Annotated in this window: 24 protein-coding genes, 1 tRNA gene and 2 riboswitches; of the genes, 8 read left to right on the forward strand and 17 right to left on the reverse strand. The window is 39.8% G+C overall.

The genetic code is table 11. The annotated features are described in order from the left end of the window. Positions 1 to 87: 87 nt before the first annotated feature. A riboswitch (glycine riboswitch) is annotated at positions 88 to 183 on the reverse strand. Between the two features lie 3 nt (positions 184 to 186). Beyond that, a riboswitch (glycine riboswitch) is annotated at positions 187 to 294 on the reverse strand. Positions 295 to 544: 250 nt separating this feature from the next. The 4 genes from ACRRMM_RS02370 (at position 545) to sinR (ending at position 3745) form a co-directional block, all read left to right on the forward strand. Continuing rightward, the gene (locus ACRRMM_RS02370) at positions 545 to 2215 is read left to right on the forward strand and encodes a DEAD/DEAH box helicase (protein ID WP_428828445.1); all 1671 of its coding nucleotides are present in this window, start codon (positions 545 to 547) and stop codon (positions 2213 to 2215) included. Positions 2216 to 2229: 14 nt separating this feature from the next. After that, positions 2230 to 3027, forward strand: a complete 798-nt coding sequence (locus ACRRMM_RS02375) for a YqhG family protein (RefSeq protein ID WP_007501215.1) — start codon at positions 2230 to 2232, stop codon at positions 3025 to 3027. A 184-nt stretch (positions 3028 to 3211) separates the two neighbouring features. Next, positions 3212 to 3376 (forward strand): anti-repressor SinI family protein, encoded by a 165-nt coding sequence (locus tag ACRRMM_RS02380; RefSeq protein WP_008342197.1) that lies wholly within the window; start codon positions 3212 to 3214, stop codon positions 3374 to 3376. A gap of 33 nt (positions 3377 to 3409) precedes the next feature. Further along, a complete protein-coding gene (gene sinR, locus ACRRMM_RS02385) occupies positions 3410 to 3745 on the forward strand; it encodes a transcriptional regulator SinR (protein WP_017357978.1) in 336 nt (111 codons plus the stop codon). A gap of 67 nt (positions 3746 to 3812) precedes the next feature. Here sinR and tasA read toward each other — a convergent pair whose 3' ends face one another. From tasA to tapA, 3 genes are read right to left on the reverse strand one after another with little or no spacing between them, the layout of a single operon-like run. Beyond that, on the reverse strand, positions 3813 to 4613 hold the full coding sequence (tasA, locus tag ACRRMM_RS02390; RefSeq protein WP_008342195.1) for a biofilm matrix protein TasA: 801 nt from the start codon (positions 4611 to 4613) through the stop codon (positions 3813 to 3815). Between the two features lie 58 nt (positions 4614 to 4671). After that, a complete protein-coding gene (sipW, locus tag ACRRMM_RS02395) occupies positions 4672 to 5244 on the reverse strand; it encodes a signal peptidase I SipW (protein WP_125590433.1) in 573 nt (190 codons plus the stop codon). A gap of 49 nt (positions 5245 to 5293) precedes the next feature. Further along, on the reverse strand, positions 5294 to 5821 hold the full coding sequence (tapA, locus tag ACRRMM_RS02400) for an amyloid fiber anchoring/assembly protein TapA (RefSeq protein WP_041091748.1): 528 nt from the start codon (positions 5819 to 5821) through the stop codon (positions 5294 to 5296). A gap of 252 nt (positions 5822 to 6073) precedes the next feature. On the opposite strand from tapA, the gene ACRRMM_RS02405 reads away from it, so the two are divergent. Further along, positions 6074 to 6400 (forward strand): DUF3889 domain-containing protein, encoded by a 327-nt coding sequence (locus ACRRMM_RS02405; RefSeq protein ID WP_019743005.1) that lies wholly within the window; start codon positions 6074 to 6076, stop codon positions 6398 to 6400. A gap of 34 nt (positions 6401 to 6434) precedes the next feature. Here the strand turns inward: ACRRMM_RS02405 and ACRRMM_RS02410 are convergent, their stop codons facing one another. From ACRRMM_RS02410 to ACRRMM_RS02450, 9 genes are all read right to left on the reverse strand, one after another. Next, positions 6435 to 6623: a YqzE family protein gene (locus tag ACRRMM_RS02410; protein WP_008360237.1), complete on the reverse strand. Its 189-nt coding sequence runs from the start codon at positions 6621 to 6623 to the stop codon at positions 6435 to 6437. A gap of 60 nt (positions 6624 to 6683) precedes the next feature. Continuing rightward, positions 6684 to 7067 carry a competence type IV pilus minor pilin ComGG gene (locus ACRRMM_RS02415; RefSeq protein ID WP_125590432.1) on the reverse strand — a complete coding sequence of 128 codons (384 nt, stop codon included), beginning with the start codon at positions 7065 to 7067 and terminating at the stop codon, positions 6684 to 6686. Next, positions 7064 to 7561 carry a competence type IV pilus minor pilin ComGF gene (gene comGF / locus ACRRMM_RS02420; RefSeq protein WP_125590430.1) on the reverse strand — a complete coding sequence of 166 codons (498 nt, stop codon included), beginning with the start codon at positions 7559 to 7561 and terminating at the stop codon, positions 7064 to 7066. The genes ACRRMM_RS02415 and comGF overlap by 4 nt, the downstream gene beginning before the upstream one ends. Then, positions 7503 to 7817, reverse strand: coding sequence for a competence type IV pilus minor pilin ComGE (gene comGE / locus ACRRMM_RS02425; RefSeq protein WP_007501227.1), 315 nt, complete (start codon positions 7815 to 7817; stop codon positions 7503 to 7505). Before comGE ends, comGF begins: the two co-directional genes overlap by 59 nt. Continuing rightward, positions 7801 to 8247 carry a competence type IV pilus minor pilin ComGD gene (comGD, locus tag ACRRMM_RS02430; protein WP_125590428.1) on the reverse strand — a complete coding sequence of 149 codons (447 nt, stop codon included), beginning with the start codon at positions 8245 to 8247 and terminating at the stop codon, positions 7801 to 7803. The genes comGE and comGD overlap by 17 nt, the downstream gene beginning before the upstream one ends. Further along, complete coding sequence (gene comGC, locus ACRRMM_RS02435) at positions 8240 to 8533, reverse strand: competence type IV pilus major pilin ComGC (protein WP_008342186.1); 294 nt, start codon at positions 8531 to 8533, stop codon at positions 8240 to 8242. Before comGC ends, comGD begins: the two co-directional genes overlap by 8 nt. A 17-nt stretch (positions 8534 to 8550) precedes the next feature. Next, positions 8551 to 9591 (reverse strand): competence type IV pilus assembly protein ComGB, encoded by a 1041-nt coding sequence (gene comGB / locus ACRRMM_RS02440; protein ID WP_079920615.1) that lies wholly within the window; start codon positions 9589 to 9591, stop codon positions 8551 to 8553. Beyond that, positions 9572 to 10642 (reverse strand): competence type IV pilus ATPase ComGA, encoded by a 1071-nt coding sequence (gene comGA / locus ACRRMM_RS02445; protein WP_019743634.1) that lies wholly within the window; start codon positions 10640 to 10642, stop codon positions 9572 to 9574. The genes comGB and comGA overlap by 20 nt, the downstream gene beginning before the upstream one ends. 457 nt (positions 10643 to 11099) lie before the next feature. Then, the gene (locus ACRRMM_RS02450; protein ID WP_007501231.1) at positions 11100 to 11969 is read right to left on the reverse strand and encodes an STAS domain-containing protein; all 870 of its coding nucleotides are present in this window, start codon (positions 11967 to 11969) and stop codon (positions 11100 to 11102) included. Positions 11970 to 12068: 99 nt separating this feature from the next. On the opposite strand from ACRRMM_RS02450, the gene ACRRMM_RS02455 reads away from it, so the two are divergent. Continuing rightward, positions 12069 to 12139: transfer RNA gene (locus ACRRMM_RS02455), tRNA-Gln, on the forward strand. 55 nt (positions 12140 to 12194) lie between these two features. Here ACRRMM_RS02455 and ACRRMM_RS02460 read toward each other — a convergent pair. Then, positions 12195 to 12575 (reverse strand): Spx/MgsR family RNA polymerase-binding regulatory protein, encoded by a 381-nt coding sequence (locus tag ACRRMM_RS02460; protein ID WP_007501232.1) that lies wholly within the window; start codon positions 12573 to 12575, stop codon positions 12195 to 12197. Between the two features lie 212 nt (positions 12576 to 12787). Here ACRRMM_RS02460 and ACRRMM_RS02465 point away from each other — a divergent pair, with 212 nt between their 5' ends. Then, positions 12788 to 13030, forward strand: a complete 243-nt coding sequence (locus ACRRMM_RS02465) for a DUF2626 domain-containing protein (RefSeq protein ID WP_003217440.1) — start codon at positions 12788 to 12790, stop codon at positions 13028 to 13030. Between the two features lie 48 nt (positions 13031 to 13078). Here the strand turns inward: ACRRMM_RS02465 and ACRRMM_RS02470 are convergent, their stop codons facing one another. Then, a complete protein-coding gene (locus ACRRMM_RS02470) occupies positions 13079 to 13717 on the reverse strand; it encodes an MBL fold metallo-hydrolase (protein ID WP_017357989.1) in 639 nt (212 codons plus the stop codon). Positions 13718 to 13877: 160 nt separating this feature from the next. Here ACRRMM_RS02470 and ACRRMM_RS02475 point away from each other — a divergent pair, with 160 nt between their 5' ends. Further along, positions 13878 to 14051: a DUF2759 domain-containing protein gene (locus tag ACRRMM_RS02475; RefSeq protein ID WP_003217333.1), complete on the forward strand. Its 174-nt coding sequence runs from the start codon at positions 13878 to 13880 to the stop codon at positions 14049 to 14051. 222 nt (positions 14052 to 14273) lie between these two features. Here ACRRMM_RS02475 and ACRRMM_RS02480 read toward each other — a convergent pair whose 3' ends face one another. The 3 genes from ACRRMM_RS02480 to ACRRMM_RS02490 form a co-directional block, all read right to left on the reverse strand. Further along, the gene (locus ACRRMM_RS02480; RefSeq protein ID WP_017367597.1) at positions 14274 to 14588 is read right to left on the reverse strand and encodes an MTH1187 family thiamine-binding protein; all 315 of its coding nucleotides are present in this window, start codon (positions 14586 to 14588) and stop codon (positions 14274 to 14276) included. 77 nt (positions 14589 to 14665) lie between these two features. Next, on the reverse strand, positions 14666 to 15919 hold the full coding sequence (locus tag ACRRMM_RS02485; RefSeq protein WP_048001385.1) for an MFS transporter: 1254 nt from the start codon (positions 15917 to 15919) through the stop codon (positions 14666 to 14668). A 330-nt stretch (positions 15920 to 16249) separates the two neighbouring features. Continuing rightward, a complete protein-coding gene (locus ACRRMM_RS02490; protein ID WP_116307144.1) occupies positions 16250 to 17371 on the reverse strand; it encodes a M14 family metallopeptidase in 1122 nt (373 codons plus the stop codon). Between the last annotated feature and the right edge of the window lie 30 nt (positions 17372 to 17401).

A 17401-nucleotide genomic window follows, 5' to 3' on the forward strand; every position in this document is an offset into this window, starting at 1 on the left:
TTTCTTACAGTGCACATTACAAGCTGAATTTTCAGAAAAAAATCACAGCAAAAAAGGACAGAGCGCTCCCTTTTATCAAAAAGAAGTCTCTGTCCTTGCACCTGAAAGTTTACAGCACAATATCATTGTGCGTTTTCCCCTTTGGTGGTTTGCTAAAAATCGCTGCGCAAACACTCTCCAGAGTTGCGTCCGGTAAGAGTACTTTTGCCTGAGAGATTCACTGAACCAATTCAGCTTGCTCCTTCGGCGCCTGTCAGTGCAAAATAACCGCTAGGTCTCTCCCCATACCATCATCCGCTCATATTCTTCACCTTTATTGGACATACTATCAAAATGGGTGACTTATTCTCTAGATCACTTACCAACATCCTACCATTAGAAATGGATGAAGAGCAACAGAAAAATCATTAACATTTTTAAAATAATCATTCATTATCGTTCGCTTTTATTGATATATAACATCTTTTAAATCGCTATCAAAAAATGAAGCGTTTAAAAACAGAACGATTTTATCATCACTCTATCAGAAAGGCAGGCGGTCACATTGAATATTCAAACGATATTTGATCAAAAATGGGCAAGTGAATTTCAAAAGCGGCTTACAGCAGACGGTCCCTGGGCGAATTGGGATATGTACCGTTTAGCAGCACAGGTACAAAAAGTGACAGCCATTGATTCATTTGAAGGATTGCAAGCACCTGCGCACCTGCCTGCATTTACTCCTTTAAAACACCAGCTCGAAGTCGCTAGAAGAGTCGTAGAAGAGATGAATGGGAAAGCCATTTTAGCAGATGAAGTGGGTCTTGGAAAAACCGTTGAAGCAGGACTGATTATCAAAGAATACATGATTCGCGGACTTGCCAAGAAGATTCTCATTCTCGTACCCGCCTCCCTTGTGTCTCAATGGGTACAAGAACTGCGGACGAAATTTTACATAGATGCTGTCGAGCAAAAGAAGAGCTATGTGTGGGAGCAGTGCGATGTTGTGGTTTCCTCAATTGATACAGCCAAAAGACAGCCGCATCGAGACACGATCTTATCCATCTCCTACGATATGGTCATTATTGATGAAGCACACAAACTGAAAAACAATAAAACGAAAAACTATGAGTTTGTGAGAAATTTGAATAAAAAGTTCTGCCTACTGCTCACAGCCACACCTATCCAAAATCGGATAGGAGAAATTTTTAATCTCGTCTCTCTGTTGAAGCCAGGCCATTTAGGTAATGAAACACAATTTAAAGACCTCTTTGCCAAAAAAGACCTTCAACTTGAAGACCATGACCGGCTAAAACAGTTAGTCAATAAAGTCATGATTCGGAACCGGAGACAAGACACTGGCATCGAGTGGTCAAAGCGTCATGTGAAGACAATTTCTATTGATTTCTCCCCGACAGAACAAGCACTATATGATGAAATTTGTCAGTTAAAAGAAAATCCTTCCTATACGAAGCACATGTTTTCAATTATGACCTTAGAACGAGAATGCTGTTCGAGTCGTGAGGCCGTCTATATGACCATTAAAAAAATGCAAGAAGAGGAAAAACACATTCTAGGTGCTTCTGCGATGATGCACATCATGGAGAAAATTAACCAGGTAGAACAAAATTCTAAAGCACTTGAAGTCGTTAAACTCATTCAGCAATTAAATGAAAAAGTCATTATCTTCACTGAATACCGTGCGACACAAATTTATTTGCAATGGTTTCTCCAGCAAAACGGCATCAGTTCGGTCCCTTTTCGAGGCGGGTTTAAACGGAGTAAAAAAGACTGGATGAAAGATTTATTTAGAGAGCGGGCGCAAGTGCTCATCGCGACAGAAGCAGGCGGCGAGGGGATCAATCTTCAGTTTTGCAACCAAATCATCAACTACGACCTTCCGTGGAACCCAATGCGCTTGGAACAAAGAATTGGACGTATTCACCGGCTCGGTCAGGAGCGGGATGTTCACATTTACAATATGGCAACCAGCGGGACAGTTGAAGAACATATTTTAAAACTTTTATATGAAAAAATTCAGCTGTTTGAAAACGTCATTGGCGATCTAGATGATATTTTAACCCGAATTGATATCCAAGATGCTGAAACAGAATTGCATCAAATTCTCTTCCAGCACGAGTCTGACGTAGATATGAAAAAGAAATTAACCCAATTTGCTTCCTATTTAACAGAAGCACAAACACCGATTTTAGAAGAAAGACAGCAAGGTTCATAAAGGAGAGTTGACCAATGGAGCAGCGCGAGATTCACACATTTCTTCTCCGTTTCTTTCAGGCAAATCAATGCGACATACTTGAAGAAAGTGCAGGGCACCTGACCGTACAGCTGACAATCGAAATGGATAAATTGATCATGAACCGCCCTTTTTATTGGCATTGGCTCGAAAAAACGGGAGGCGTACCTGAGCCGCGGCAATTGACTTTGATCACAGATCAAAAAAAAGCTGATGACTCGGTCGAAGGAGAATTTGTCCACTTCGGCTCCCCTCGTTTATTCCAAATATTCGAGGTTGTGAAACAGCAAGGCCGTTTTATTCGGCTGTACGAAAAAGTCAGACCGCTCACAAACAGCCAGATCGCACTGGAGCCGTGGCTTGGTCTCAATGTCAAAATATCCTATCTGGCAGACCGTAAAAAAGATAAACTGCTGTCTCTTGGACTTCATCTAATACGCGGAGAAGTCATCGAACAATTTCAAGAGAAGCTAGAAGCACGTGAGCTGTCGTCTCAAATTCCTGATTATTGCTTCACAATGAGTACGATGATTAAGCCAGAGAGCGGCGTCAAACGGCTTTACAGCCTGATGGAACGTTATGCCAATGAAGAGCCGGATGATTGGGCGGTAAGAGCTGTTCAAAAGTGGAAAGAAGACTCGGAACTTTTAAACCAATTTTATGAAGGGACTTCAGACACATCTGTAGAATATGAAATAGAAAGACAAGCACTTAAAACTTTATACGAACCAAAAATCAGTCTTACGATTGAAAATGGCGGACTTTTTTACTTACAGCAAAAAAGAGGAGGCTGACTTAGCGAGTCTCCCTCCCTTTCAAGTGATATCAAATTTTCGATCAATCAAAAGCAACGTTTGTCTGTTTGTATTGGGCGGAAACATGACGCAAGCAATCTATGAGGTCTTATCACCTGTGTTTTTCCATTTCATGCGTTAAGTGCCTGAAATACACGATTCAGTATTTTAGGAGGGTATTTGTATGGAAAAGAAAACGAAGTTATTAGACAGTGAATGGGTTCAATTATTACGCGAAGCGCGCAAAGCAGGACTAACAGTAGAAGAAGTCCGTCATTTTCTCAAATCACGCGAAAAGTCCTCTGAGTCTCCCCCTATGGCAAGAAGTCATTCTATCAAACCTTTCTGAATGTGCTATAATATCGAAAGGAAGGTGATGACATTGATTGGCCAGCGTATTAAACAATACCGCAATGAAAAAGGCTACTCACTATCAGAACTGGCCGAAAAGGCTGGGGTAGCGAAGTCTTATTTAAGTTCAATAGAAAGAAACTTGCAAACAAACCCCTCCATTCAATTTCTTGAAAAAGTCTCCGCTGTTCTGGACGTCTCGGTTCATACACTGTTAAACGAAAATGATGAAACCGAATACGATGGTCAATTAGATAGTGAATGGGAAAAACTAGTTCGAGATGCAATGACATCAGGGGTTTCGAAAAAGCAATTTCGTGAATTTTTAGATTATCAAATCTGGAAAAAAAAGCAAGAAGAGGAGTAATGCGCATATTTTAGCGCATACTCCTCCAATTGCTATGCAGATCTTGTTATCAGTCTAAAGACTGACTTTATTTTTTATCTTCGCTGTGTGCTTTTTCGTTTTCTTTCACGTAGCCTTTTTCATCCGTATGCTTTTTTGGATTGATCGTTAAACCATTCCACTGAGTCGCTTCGAAGGAAAGATCAACTTGAATCGCATCGCCTTGGTATTTATTTTGGATATAGTTACCCGCTTTATCCTTCGTCTGGTCATTGACAAATTCAATGATCATTTCCATTTTATCGTAATCAAACGGATTCTTTGGAATGCCGTCATACTCTGGAGCTGTTGATCCATCAACGGTGGCAACATTAATTTTACCACTTTCATGTAAAAACTTCTCATCGACGGCATGACGAAGCTTTTCAAATGCGGTCTGATCCTGCTTTGACGTTAATAGATGCAGGTCAAGCAGGTTTGCATGGTCTAAAATAATATTTTTCGGGTATCCATTCCCACCTTCGGCTCCAACCGTTAGAACACTCACCTGAAATTGGCTGAGGAATTCTTCAGCTGTATTCTTCCCGCCATTTTTCGCTGATGTTCCATCTTGAAACTGGCTATAATCAAGACTCATCAGGACTTGATTAATTGCAAGAGACCCTTTATTTTCAAAATTAAATTCCTTCTTTATACGGTCACCGGGTTTTATGTTCGCAAGGTTGATGGCGCCGGAATTCTCTTTTGCAGATAGATTCAGCTCTCCTGTAGAGTAGACCGCGTTTGCCGTCTCAACATCATTAAATGCAGCCCACGTTCCCCCTCCAATTAAAGCAAGACCTAATGCTCCTGATAAAACACCTAAACGAATTGATTTTTTCATTGCCATGATTGAACCCCCTAATAAATTGTTTTATTGAAACCTGATTTAGGTTACAAACGAAAATTTATGCTTGTTCCTCTGACATATGTAACTCAGCCGTATGTCTTCTATGTTTGGCAGCACCAACAAAATGAATGGTTGAATAAACAAGCAGCATCACCCCTGGAATAATGAGCAAAAGAGCGGTCCCAGCAGAAGTTCCTGCATACGAAAGAAGCTTTCCTGCATAAGGAATGTTCACGCCCGTATACTGCGCAGTCACTTGATTCGCTTTGACGAGCGTGCCGTCTTGATACATATTGTGGTCTCCTTTTGTCTCAAAGGCTTTATTTACTCCTTTTCCTTTCACCCCAACAATGCGGTGAGTCACAAAGGATTGGTCTTGCTTCGTTTGAAACGTAATAATATCCCCTTTTTTGAGTGTTTCAGGTGAGGTGACATGTTTCACGACAATCAATGAACCAGTCGAAAATTCAGGTTCCATTGATCCAGATAATACTTGCTTGATCTCATAACCAAAAATCTGAGGATCTCCTCCTGTTGTTCTTGATGACAACACGACAATAATACACACAATCATCATCGTGAAGACCAGCGCGTAAACAATACTCCCAGACATTTTCATCCACTTTTTCATACCTTTCTCCCCTTTACATATCATGTTTCATTCAAAAGACTAGTCCCCTTTAGGACACCTTTTCTTGACAATTCGAAAGCTGCATATGTTGAGACGTAAAGAATGGCTTTTCAGAACCACCAAACCCTTTAGGATAATAGATTTTAAACACATAGATTCCATTTGTTTTTGCTTTACCTGACGTGACAGTCGTCGTTTCTTCTGATGAGAGGGACTGTATAGCACCTTTTTCAATAACATGGCCATCTTGTAATGGCATCTGAACACTCTCTACTTTATGTAGTTCCCACTTCCATTCAGAGTGCGCGATGGGTTGTCCAATATTTTTTAGTGACATGCTCAGCTTTTGAGGCGCACAGACTGTCCCCTCAATGATCGTTTGATCGATCAGTTTCAAATGGCTTCTATCCCATTTCTTCGGCTGGCAATGCTGATCTGTCTCTTCGAAATTTTCACATGTTTTCATGACAAAATTCGAATGCTCAACATCGTTAAAAGAAGCATTAGTAGACGTAATAAAAAAAGAAGTGAAAATCAAACAAATAGCACAAAATAGTACAAAGAGCGGCTGTTTCATTGAATCTTTCAACTCCTTGAACAATTGTTCTTTAAAAAGAACGATTACACTCAGTATAAGGAATTACCTATAAAATCCAAAACGTCAAATTAGTCCATTTTGTTCTTAAACAAGAACATTACCGAGAAAATTCTTCCATTTTCTCATTCTTTCGCCATATTCAATATTTTTTTCTGTGACATTTGTACTTCTTAAAAATTTACATAAAAGTGCAGGATTTGGTCAGGATAATAATTGGTGAGGTGATGTTAGTTGAATTATAGAAGAATCATGATCATGCTCAGTTTACTGTTAAGCCCTTTGATCCAAAGCGCCCATCTAGCGGAGGCAAAAGGAATCACTGTTGCCGCAGATCAATGGGAAACAAGGGCAGTCAAAGAAGCAAAAAAACGGTATCCGTTAGCACATGTTTTATTCAAACAAAAAGTGTGGGATCGGCACCGGGAGAAAGAATCCGTGAAGCAATATCATATTACGTTGAAAGATCAGGCCAAAGAATTTGGGGTATATGTCACCATTTCCTATAACCCTTACTCGAACAAGGTCAATAAAGTCATTGTTGTGGAAGAATACAGCTAAAATGGCATTAAAAAAACCGCCTGCTGGCGGCTTTTTACTTTTGTCGATGACGTTTTTTTAGCATCATTGAAAAGCCAAAAGGCAGAACACCGAATAAACGCTGAGAAAATGGTGGTTTCGTCTCCATTTTTTCCTGTTTATGTTCTTTCCGCTCGTCACGTGGTGTATTCATATATTTAATAATTTCCTGCGTCATATATTTTACATAATCATTTGTCTTCATCGAACACTCACCTCTTCTTCCTTAAAGTGTTACCAAGAATAGTATCGTTTTATACACTCGCTAATAAGTGCTGATCCATTGATTGATTTCTCCTGTCTCCTTATTCATCTCTAGTTCCCGCTCGTCAGTTACACCACCCTTTGTCTCGATGTTAACCAAGAGGCGGACTAGCTTTTTTCTGTCATCACACCCAATTCGCTTCAACGTCACTCGACCTTCTTCTGTGAAAATTGGGCTCAATGGCTGATCACAAATACGATTTAATTTGTTTGCAGCTTCACTTAGACCTAAACGAAATAACTGCTGTTTTTGATAAAAAGAAATCGTGAGCTCTGCACTTTTCAACTCTTTTTGAAGCCCAATGGTCATTGAGCCTAGAATCAATAAAAATAAAAGAATGACAGCAAGTACGTGAGGATAAATAAACCCGTCTTCTCTTTTCACGTTTTAGGAATCACTCCTTTGTAAGTGAAAAAAACAGCTTCATGTACTTGACCAAATACATCTGTGACTTGGAGAGTGGTGGTTTGCTCTTTTGTTCTTACATGGAATTGTTTCACCTTTTGTAATAAAGGGAGATGGCCTGCCTGATCCGTTCGTTTACGAAGCATCTCTTGATACGGCTCAATCGTCACCACTCGCCCTTGATTAGAAATATACTCCAGTGCTGTTCCATTTTTCATCGCTCTTACAGCGACAGCACAATTTAGATCCTCCTCTAATTGCAGGACCGTTTGTTTCCACTCCATTTGCGAAAATTTGTTGATTTCTGCAAACGGATGAGCTTTTTCAACAATTGATAAAAGCAGCATGCAGCCAAAAGAAAGCAGCAAAAATAGCTGCAATTGCCATATTGCTTGAGCGAGTGTAAAGCCTTGTTCATCGCTCCAAATGTCGAAAGCAAATCGTCTTCTTTTTTTGTACTTTGTATGAAACACATCCCTTCTCCTGACCCCAAATGAATTCATATGTGATCTCGCCTCGTTTCTTTGTACTTGATTCATTTTGACCTTCTATAAAAGCTTTATTCATATACTCATGTAAAATTTGATAAGCTTCCAGTTTGGCTCTTAATTCTTCTTTCCCTATTGTCAGTTTTTCAAAGGATGGCACGAGCACAAGAGCAGCAAATAGAAAGAGGTGGCAAGAAAAGAGCATCTCAAACGTACTAAATCCTTTATTGTTGCTGAACATGAATCCGCCCGCTCCCTAAGTAAATCGTGAGTTTATATATTTGACTGCCAAATTGAACAATGAGAGAACCGCCGCTATTTGGATGTCCGTTTTTATTAAAGTGAAGGCCTTTTTGAAATGTGGATTGCTTGATGGTGCCTTTTTTATGTGGATTAGAAGCAATGATCTGCTCACTATTCTGCTCGATGACTTGATAAGATACATTGGTCGGGTGAAACTCAACAGTTACTCGTGTTTTTTTAATAAATGCAGTATAAGATGCCAATTGAAGATCTTTTTTTAGCAAGTTCACTTGCTTTTTTGCTTCAGCACTTTCTAATATTTTGGGAACTTTTCCACCTATTATCGATAATAAGATAGAGAAAATCATGACGATCAAGAGCTGCTCAATGAGTGTAAATCCTTTCTCCTGGAAAAGCGATTTATTCATTTTTCACATCCCCATTTTGAATGAAAATTGCCTTTCCATTCGGACAAGTTAATCCCTTTTTGACATAGCCTTCTTTTTCTAATTCAGCTAAAGATGGCGTCTTGCCATCATGCTCTAATTCATATGCCATTACCTGTGTACTCACCATTGATTTCAGCCCTTCACAGCCCTTTGCTTGAATGCTTTGATGATGCCGAGTGATATTTGGAATGGTGATCAATAAAAGAATGGAGATCACAAGCATGACAATTAACATTTCTAACAGTGTAAATCCTTTATCATTCATGCCTTTGTCCTCCCTTTTCACACTTGTTCCATTAGTTGATACATTGGTAAAAGAATAGATAAATACACAATGAGTATAAGAAATGCTGTTAAGCCATAGATGACAGGCTGCAGCCATGAAACCCATTTTTCAATTTTCAATTCTGCATTCTCTAAGAGAAATTGACTATATGTGTACATTTCTCTTGCTAGCATCCCACTTGCTTCCCCATGCTTAATGACAGCCGCAAAATGCCTTTCGAAAAAAGGAGACCGGCTTATTTGATGTTCCATACTCTCACCTTTTCTTAACTCTCCTATCATTTGTTCAGACATTTCTTGAAGGAAGGGTAAATAGGTCTGCTGTTTAAAAGCTTGCAAACTTTCGTAAATCGATAACCCAGCTTGAAGAAGTCCGCTTAGCTGAAGGGAAAAAAGATACGTATGCATCAGCTGCACCCCTTTAAATACCACCGGCAGCCTGCTGATGACTTTCAGTTTCTCAAGGGTCGATTTTTTCTTAAAAAAGAGCTCATAATATCCAAAAAGACAGATACATATACAACCGATCATGAGCAGCAAAGCGTGTAGGAATTGGAAGAGGCCAAACATTCCTTGAATGAGCCATGACATGCTTGTATTCATAGATGAATATAATAAAGAAAATTGAGGAACGATCATTTGCTGAACAATGATGAGCACAACAAAAACCGTAAACATAAGAAAAATCGGATATCGTAACATACGCTTGAATGTGTCTACCTGCATGATTTTTTTCTCTAGAAATCGGGCGCTTTGTTCAAGAGCTCGCGCTAGGCTGCCATGTTTCTCTGAAAAACAAAGAATAGCGACGGCTTCCCGCTGAAAATGAAGTCGCTCAAGTACAACGTAAAAAGGCTCCCCTTCAAGCAGCCACTGAATGCCTGGCGTTAATCGCTGTTGCTGTTTTTTTGATAACTGAATATTCACCATCGTTAATGCCTCAACCAATGTATATCCGGCTTGAATCAATTGAGCCAGTTTCGATAAGAATTCAGCTTGTTCTTTTTTAGACCAGGCTTTAGAGGTTCGCTTCTTCATAAACCCAGCGATGATATGTGCTTTTTGATAAATAGCCGAGTGCCACTCCTTTCCGAATTAATCTTTGCAGTGTTTCGTATGACGAATGAGCGTACTCTCCTTTTGCCTCTTTGATACACTCACCAAGCTCCTTTCCGTAAAGCAATTCAAATACATTTGTTCGTCTGACTGACCGATTTAGTTTGCAATAAAGCTCACACGTTTCGCCGCAAAATGGACATGCGAGTTCGATTAACCGCTGAGCAGCAATGGCAACCATTGTTTGTTCGAGTTCATTCATCGTCACACCAAATTCGAGCATTCGATAAAGAGCTCCTTTTGCATTCTTTGCGTGCAGTGTGCTCATGACTAAATGACCTGTCAAAGCTGCTCTAATAGCTGTTCTCGCTGTTTCCGCATCTCTTATTTCTCCAAGCACAATCATATCTGGATCATGTCTTAAAATAGCGCGTAAACCTGCCGCATACGTGATACCAGCTTTTTCATTTACTTGAACCTGCAGCACTTCTTCATTTCTTGTTTCCACAGGATCTTCAAGGGTAATAATATTTCGATTAAAATGTTTTTTGGCAAACTGGATCAATGAATAAAGTGTTGTCGTTTTCCCTGAATTTGTTGGTCCAGTAAATAAAATGAGCCCATGCGAATGATTCAGAAACGATAATAATCTCGCTGAAGCCTTCGGGAACAGTGACAAATACTTTGTTTTCGGCACATGATCCTGCGGTAAAATCCGAATCACTAAACTTTCATCATTTACAGTCGGTAATGTAGAAAGCCGAACAAACACTTGACCGCGTCTTAACATCACAGCCAATGATCCATTTTGTGGTCTCCTTCTTTCACCAATATCCATAGAAGATAAAAATTTGAAATGAGCAATGAGCCGCTCTCCGCTCTTTTTGTCAATGATCCGCTGCTGAATGAGGTCAGCGTCTACACGAAAAGAGACTGAAGCTTCCTTTTCTCTCGGAACAATATGCACATCAGATGCTCTCATGCGGCACGCCTCTTCTAGCAGCTCTTGCCCCAAATATTCAATGCCATACAAGGGTGTTCACTCCTTTCAGTGACCATATTGTATGATGGTGGAACGTGCCTGACAAAAACGTATTTCATGATTTTCATGACTGAAGAGGGTTAAAAATGTTCAATTTGAGGTGTATTTCATCTATAAATAACAGAAAGACATATCAAAAAATTTGACTTTTACAACAACGGGTTCCGTTCAGAGGAGAAAATAAAAAAGAAGTGCTATTGGCACCTCTTTTTGATGATTATTTCATTTGGTTCTTTCATTATGGATGATCTGTTACAAGGAGGTGTCTCCAAATTTAATCCTCCTTAATAGATTGCTGATTTGAAGATAAAGAATATCCTTTCGTATCTGATTTATGGGTAAAAAAAGAGACCAAATCGTATGCGAATTGGTCATCTCATTCATATGCTCATTATATTGTTTCTCCTTGTCAACGGACCCGTTACTTTTACTAGTAACATTTTTTGGTTCACGTTGCTTCTTGCTGCTCTTCAAAGATACGAAAGCCTCTTTTTTCTAAAGCTTTTGCAAGGCTGTGTTCAGTATTTACTTTTGAGAAATCAATGCCGAGTTTCACTACAGTTTGAGCGATTTCTGGGCGAATGCCTGATATAATCGTCTCAATTCCTAGCAACTTCGCACTATCAACCACTTTAAACAGCTGATAAGCAACCATTGTATCAACAACAGGAACGCCAGATATATCAATAAATAAATGGGTTAGACGCAGTCTAGATGCCTGTTCTAGTACTGATTCCAAAATGATTTTCGCCCGGTACGTATCAATTTCACCAATCAGCGGCAAAATACCGATCTCTTTTGAAACTGGAATAACAGGCGCACTAAGCTCTTGAATCATTTCTCTTTGTGCATTAAGCTGATTGATCGTCACGCGGTCATACTCTTCTGATAAACGCGCAATCATGTCATCAAATGTGGCGTGAAAATGCTGATTCCAATCGCACACATCTTTGAGCGTCACTTCAAGCTCTGTTTGTTGTGTAAAGGTCTCAATTCTGGAACAAAAAATGTGGCGGAACACCTTAAATTGTCCGATGATTTCATATAAAGGTACTTCATGAACAGCTCGATCGCGGGCAATATCAACTGACCACTTTTTTAGATGATCTTCTACTTTATCTGATAGCGTGACTAACGTTGCTGCAATCGTTTGAATAAATGCTGTGTTTTGTTCTTTCAGCTTCTTTTCTGTCTCCTCTGAAGCATGTTTGGAATATAATGAGCCTTCTTCTGTTCTTGTTTTCAGCCATTCTTCGGTCATGACAGGGGCTTCTTTAAGAATAAATTCATATAATTGCTCAGATTTTTCATTTTTCATTTCTGTCGTTCGCTCCTTTTTCACTTACAACTAGTGACAACCAACTTTTTATGTATAAATGACCGCAGATGGTGAACAATAGCATTACACGTTTCATATTGGGCTATAGCCAAGTGGTAAGGCAATGGACTTTGACTCCGTGATCGTTGGTTCGAACCCAGCTAGCCCAGTTCAGCACAAAAACGAAGACGGCTGAAACATCATTCAGCTGATCTTCGTTTTTGATTAGGAAACCGATTGATGAATCGCTTTCTTTTTTGAAATTTTCATGAGTTCTCCTGGATTATAGCCGACCACTAATTTATTTCCATCAATGATAATAGGTCTCCGGAGCAGCTTTGGTTTTTCAATGAGAAGCTGAAGTACCTCATTTACTTTTAGATCATTAATATTTAAATTTAAGCTTTTAAAAGCTTGGCTTCGAGTAGCTAAAATTTCATCCATTCCTTCTGTTGTTAAGGAAAGGATTTTTTTCAATTCGTCTAGTGTTGGCGTTTCTCTGAAAAGGTGACGCTCTTTAAAATCAATTTGATTCGCCTTTAACCAATGTTTTGTTTTGCGGCAAGACGTGCAGCTTGGGTATGAATAAAAAGTAATGTCACTCATTAGTCTTCCTCCTTAGGTCGTTAACCTTTTCTCTTATGGACTAAGTACCCTCATGCATTTAGGCATAAACACTTTTTCATCACTTTTTCAAAAAAATTTTTTCTAACGAAAGAATGAATGTTCACACGTTGTCAAAAATGTAAATGTTTACATAACAAGTGATCATCAGCTATAATATGAATCAAAGGGGTTTTTTAAGGGGAGGGAAAGAAATGAATCGCATGTTCCGCGTTCTTGGGTTTTGGACGGGTATTTTTGCTGTCATGTTCTATTTAGGACATATGAAAGATGCATCCTTGCTGTTCTTCGGTCAAACCGTTCTTTTTGTATTTTTATCCTACTTGAATTTATCCGAAAGAATGTATATTTACATTTTCGGAGCGTACTTGACGATTTTCTTTGCCGGATTTACATATTATTCGATTTTCATCATGGTTCCCGGTACCGGACATTAATAGAAAAAAGCATCTCTTTTGAAAGAGATGCTTTTTTCGTGCGTGCTATTATAAAGAAAACCCATTGATAAACGGATTTTGCTCCTGTTCTGTAAGCACAGTTGTTTCCTCGCCATGTCCACTTAACACAAGAGTTGATTCTGGCAATGACAACAATTTGTCATGTATCGATTGAAGCAGCACGTCTTGATTACCGCCCGTTAAATCAGTTCTCCCGATACCACCTTGGAATAGAGTATCACCAGAAATCACAAATCCTTCTTCCGCTGAATAGTAAGACACACTGCCAGGTGAATGACCTGGTGTGTGGAACATTTCTAATGTAAACGATCCAATTTGAAGAGGTCCTTCTGACGTAATCAATTGTTCAGCTTCTTTGACCGTAATTCCGTTACCAATTAGTCGAGCTGAACCGTTTAACTGAGCATTTGTCAGCCATTCTTTTTCCTTTTCATGGACATAAAGCGGAATTCCCCATTCTTGACGCACCTCATCTGCTGCACCAATATGATCAAAATGGGCATGTGTCAATAAGACAGCAAGTGGTTTCAGCTGTTTTTCTTTCACATAAGAAATTAGCTTTTGCGCTTCGCCACCTGGATCAAAAATTAAACATTCTCCCTGTTCATTTTTCCAAATATATGCGTTCGCTTGCACATAGCCTAGCGGCATTCTTCTCCAATTCATTTTCATCACCTACTACTTTTTTCATTCTTTTTTATTATGAAGGCTATTCAATAAAAATTCAAACAATCGTCAACTTGAATGTACTCGACAAGCTTTATGAAAACGGTTAAAATGAAAAGAAAGGAAATCAAGGGGATTGATGACAAAGGGGGACTTTCATATGATGCTCGTCATTATTTTTGGTCTAGTCACGATTTTAGCCGCTCTCGGCATCTATCGCTCACTCAAAAAAGTGAACGTACTAGCCATTGCTTTCGCTGGCGCCACATTTTTGGTTTTTGGATGGTTTACCGTCATGACCATCATCTATAGCGGTTATCCAACTGCACATTAGAAGCCTGCAATCAGCAGGCTTTCAGATTGTTGACAAAGGGCTAAAATGAACTTGATTTTAGCCCTTTGTCTTCTTTTTAGCGTGATAGAAAACCTTTGCAGTCTAGGAAGGACGAGTACTGGCGCGGAGCGAATTTGATATTCGTGAGCACCAGCACGCAGGACTGACAAAGAATGCGAGGGTTTGTCTACACCCTAAAAGCCTGCAATAAGCAGGCTTTTTCTATTGATTCAAATGTTTATTCACGCTTTCTAATTTGCTTGAAAGGGTGGTCGTTTGATCTCTTCTGTCATCTATGCGGATATTGGTTGCTACTCGGTGTAAACCCTTTTCAAATGGAGCTTCATGAATACGCTGAATGACCTCAAATAAAACGGATAGCTCCCCTTCAATTAAAGTATTCATTGGTGTGAGCTGATATTTGATTTTCCCTTCTTGTTGAAAGCCCTCTAACAGTCTTTGTACGTCTGCTACATATGCACTCACGCTTGGTGTCTCAGTGCCTATTGGAATGATGGTGACATCTGCTATTGCCATGGTTCTTGCTCCTTTCAATGACATCCTATTTCTTTCTCGTTCTCATTGTAACCCATCGTGATTCAAAAATGCCATGTTCATGTAGCGTTTAAGCTTGGTTTGTCCCGTTCTATCGTCAAGTCTGCTCTTTCTACCTTCCCAATCTTCGTGAAAAGGAGCAAGCAGATACCTGAAATGGCTTCGATCAGTCCTCCTGCTGCAATGACATAACCTGAACCGAATAACGTCGCCATATAGCCACCAATGAGAGCGCCTAACGGTATCATTAAATACGAGATCATGTTAATAATCGCATACACTTGCGGCTGATCCTCCGCTTTTACTGACAATTGAATCATCGTATGCTCAGGTACATTGACTGCACTGATGGCTGCACCTAAGGCAAATGCAGATATAAACACAAGTGGTAATAAAGCATTCATCCCTGTAATGAAAAATGCAATTCCATCAACGATTCCTGCCCCGATAAACAACAGACCGTATCGATTCACTTTCACCTTTGTTAAAACGAATCCCATCAAAAATGCACCTAATGCCGTGGTCACTTTGATGAATGAATATACTACTGGTCCACTATGTAAATCTTCTGTTAAATAAATAACCGACAATGCCTCCCACGGTGCCGCAGCAAAATTGGAGCAAACACAAAAAATGGCTAATGGAAACAAAATATGATGACTTTTCACAAGTGAAAATCCTCTTATTAATCGTTTTCCGTATGATAATCCTTTTTTTCCTTTATCCATGATCGCTTCCGTTTTATATGTAATCAGCAAAACCAGCAAAGCGGACATGAGGTAAAGAGGAATAATCACAAGCATTGTATATCCTACCCCTACAAATGCAATCATGACACCACAAATCGTCACAGTCACAAGCCTGACCACATGACTGGCTGATTGAATGGTTGCATTCGCCTTTTGTATCACATCTTCATGCACAAGCTTTGGAATAATAGACACCGAAGCTGGTTCATAGGAACCACCAGTCGCTGAATGCAGCAACATACCGCCAATGATGAGTGCTAAAGGAGAAAAATCATAAAAATAACTCACCACAATCACAAGTATAATCGCCGCCCGAGTTAAATCAGCAAAGCACATCCAAAATTTCAATTGATGCGGCTTCATCATTGGGGTAATAAACGGCCCAATAATGGCTTGAGGGACAAAACTAACGGCAATAAAAAATGCTGTTCCAATTGCTCCCTTTCCCCCTAGCACTAAAAGCCACAAAATGGTATTAAAAGATAAACTATCAGCAGTAATTTTACACATTTTAGAAACAAATAGATAAGTAAAATTCCGTTTCCACAGGCTTTGAGCATTCAATCATCGACATCTCCCTAATTCATATCCTTTTTTTTACAACCACTCTTTCACAATAGCTTACAGGGATGCTCTCGTCAATCACATCAGCACGGTTTTTATTGACCATAAGAAATTGATTGGTTTGAACGGATTAAATGATTGTTGACAAAGGGCGAAAATGAACTTGATTTTAGCCCTTTGTCTTCTTTTCAGCGTGATAAAAAACCTTTGCAGCCCTAGGAAGGACGAGTACTGGTGCGGAGCGAATTTCACCTTCGTGAGCACTGGCACGCAGGACTGACAAAGAATGCGAGGGTTTGTCTACACGCTGAAAGCACCAATTAGGTGCTTTTAATACTTACATGCTTCCCACAGTAACCGCTTTGTTTTTTCATAGATCGAATCAAATTGACTCATAGAAAGCGGGTTCTTACCTCGCCCAAGTTCCACCGTATAGCCCTCACTTTTACATTGATAAATAAACCAATCTCGATAACCTGCATAGCTATCAAGATATTGAATCGCTTTGTAACCACTCACCCGTTCTAACCGTTCGACCGTCTCTTTTGAAATGGCCGGTTCGTGGCCAAGAAAACCCCAGTATATCTCTTCTCCTTGTGTATGAAGGGCAATTAGCCGGTCAAAGCGTTTTCGTAAGGCGAGATGTGCCATTGCTTTCGCTTCTGGTTCTGTTAACGGCTGATGCCCTGGGAAATCCCTATAAGACGGAGCTTTCGGCTTATTACGATAATATTCGATTTCCCAATAAGCAGGAAATTGATTGTTTAGATCAATTCCTCGAATATTCGCCTTCCATTCTCGATAATCGGAAAATCCACCATTTAGCGGCGCGAACTCCTCACCGCACAGCCCTAAAGATTCTGGACCATTGCGAACCAAATCAACACCGTCTGGATTTACCATCGGGACAATAGACAAAGCAGTAGTCTGCAATATACGAACCGCTTCATGATGTCTTGCTTGCACTGGGTCAGAGGCCGCTAAACAAAGTGATTTAAGCCATTTTAATAAAACAGAGGTCGTGATCCATTCATTTGCATGAAAAGAGGCATTAACATGTATGGAATGTAAATGTTGTACAGGCTCCGTACGGATTTCATAAATGGGCGTATCAAGCACTGATTGACCAATCACACTCATTTGAAGAAAAGGAAAAACAGCTTTCAAATATTGAAGCTCTCCTTCTAAGTGAGCGCTATCATATTCAAATATTCCGCTGATCCAATCATCTGATTGCTGGAGCCGGTAAGGCGCAATGAAGCTTTGCACATCACCTACCGATTGAAATGAATGGGTCCCTTCTGGAAGTCTATACCCCGGTAAAAGGAGGTGATCCGTATTTGATTGATTGGACAAACGGAAAGCTTCTTTCCCTATACCAAGCTGCTTTGCCACATCCTCCTTCCTTGCTTCACCCAGATGCCATTCAATTGTGCCAAACGACTTTTTCATTTACATCCCTCCCCTCTCACACTATATGAA

This window comes from Bacillus sp. XT-4, assembly GCF_050864245.1.
Taxonomy (GTDB): Bacteria; Bacillota; Bacilli; order Bacillales; family Bacillaceae; genus Bacillus; species Bacillus altitudinis.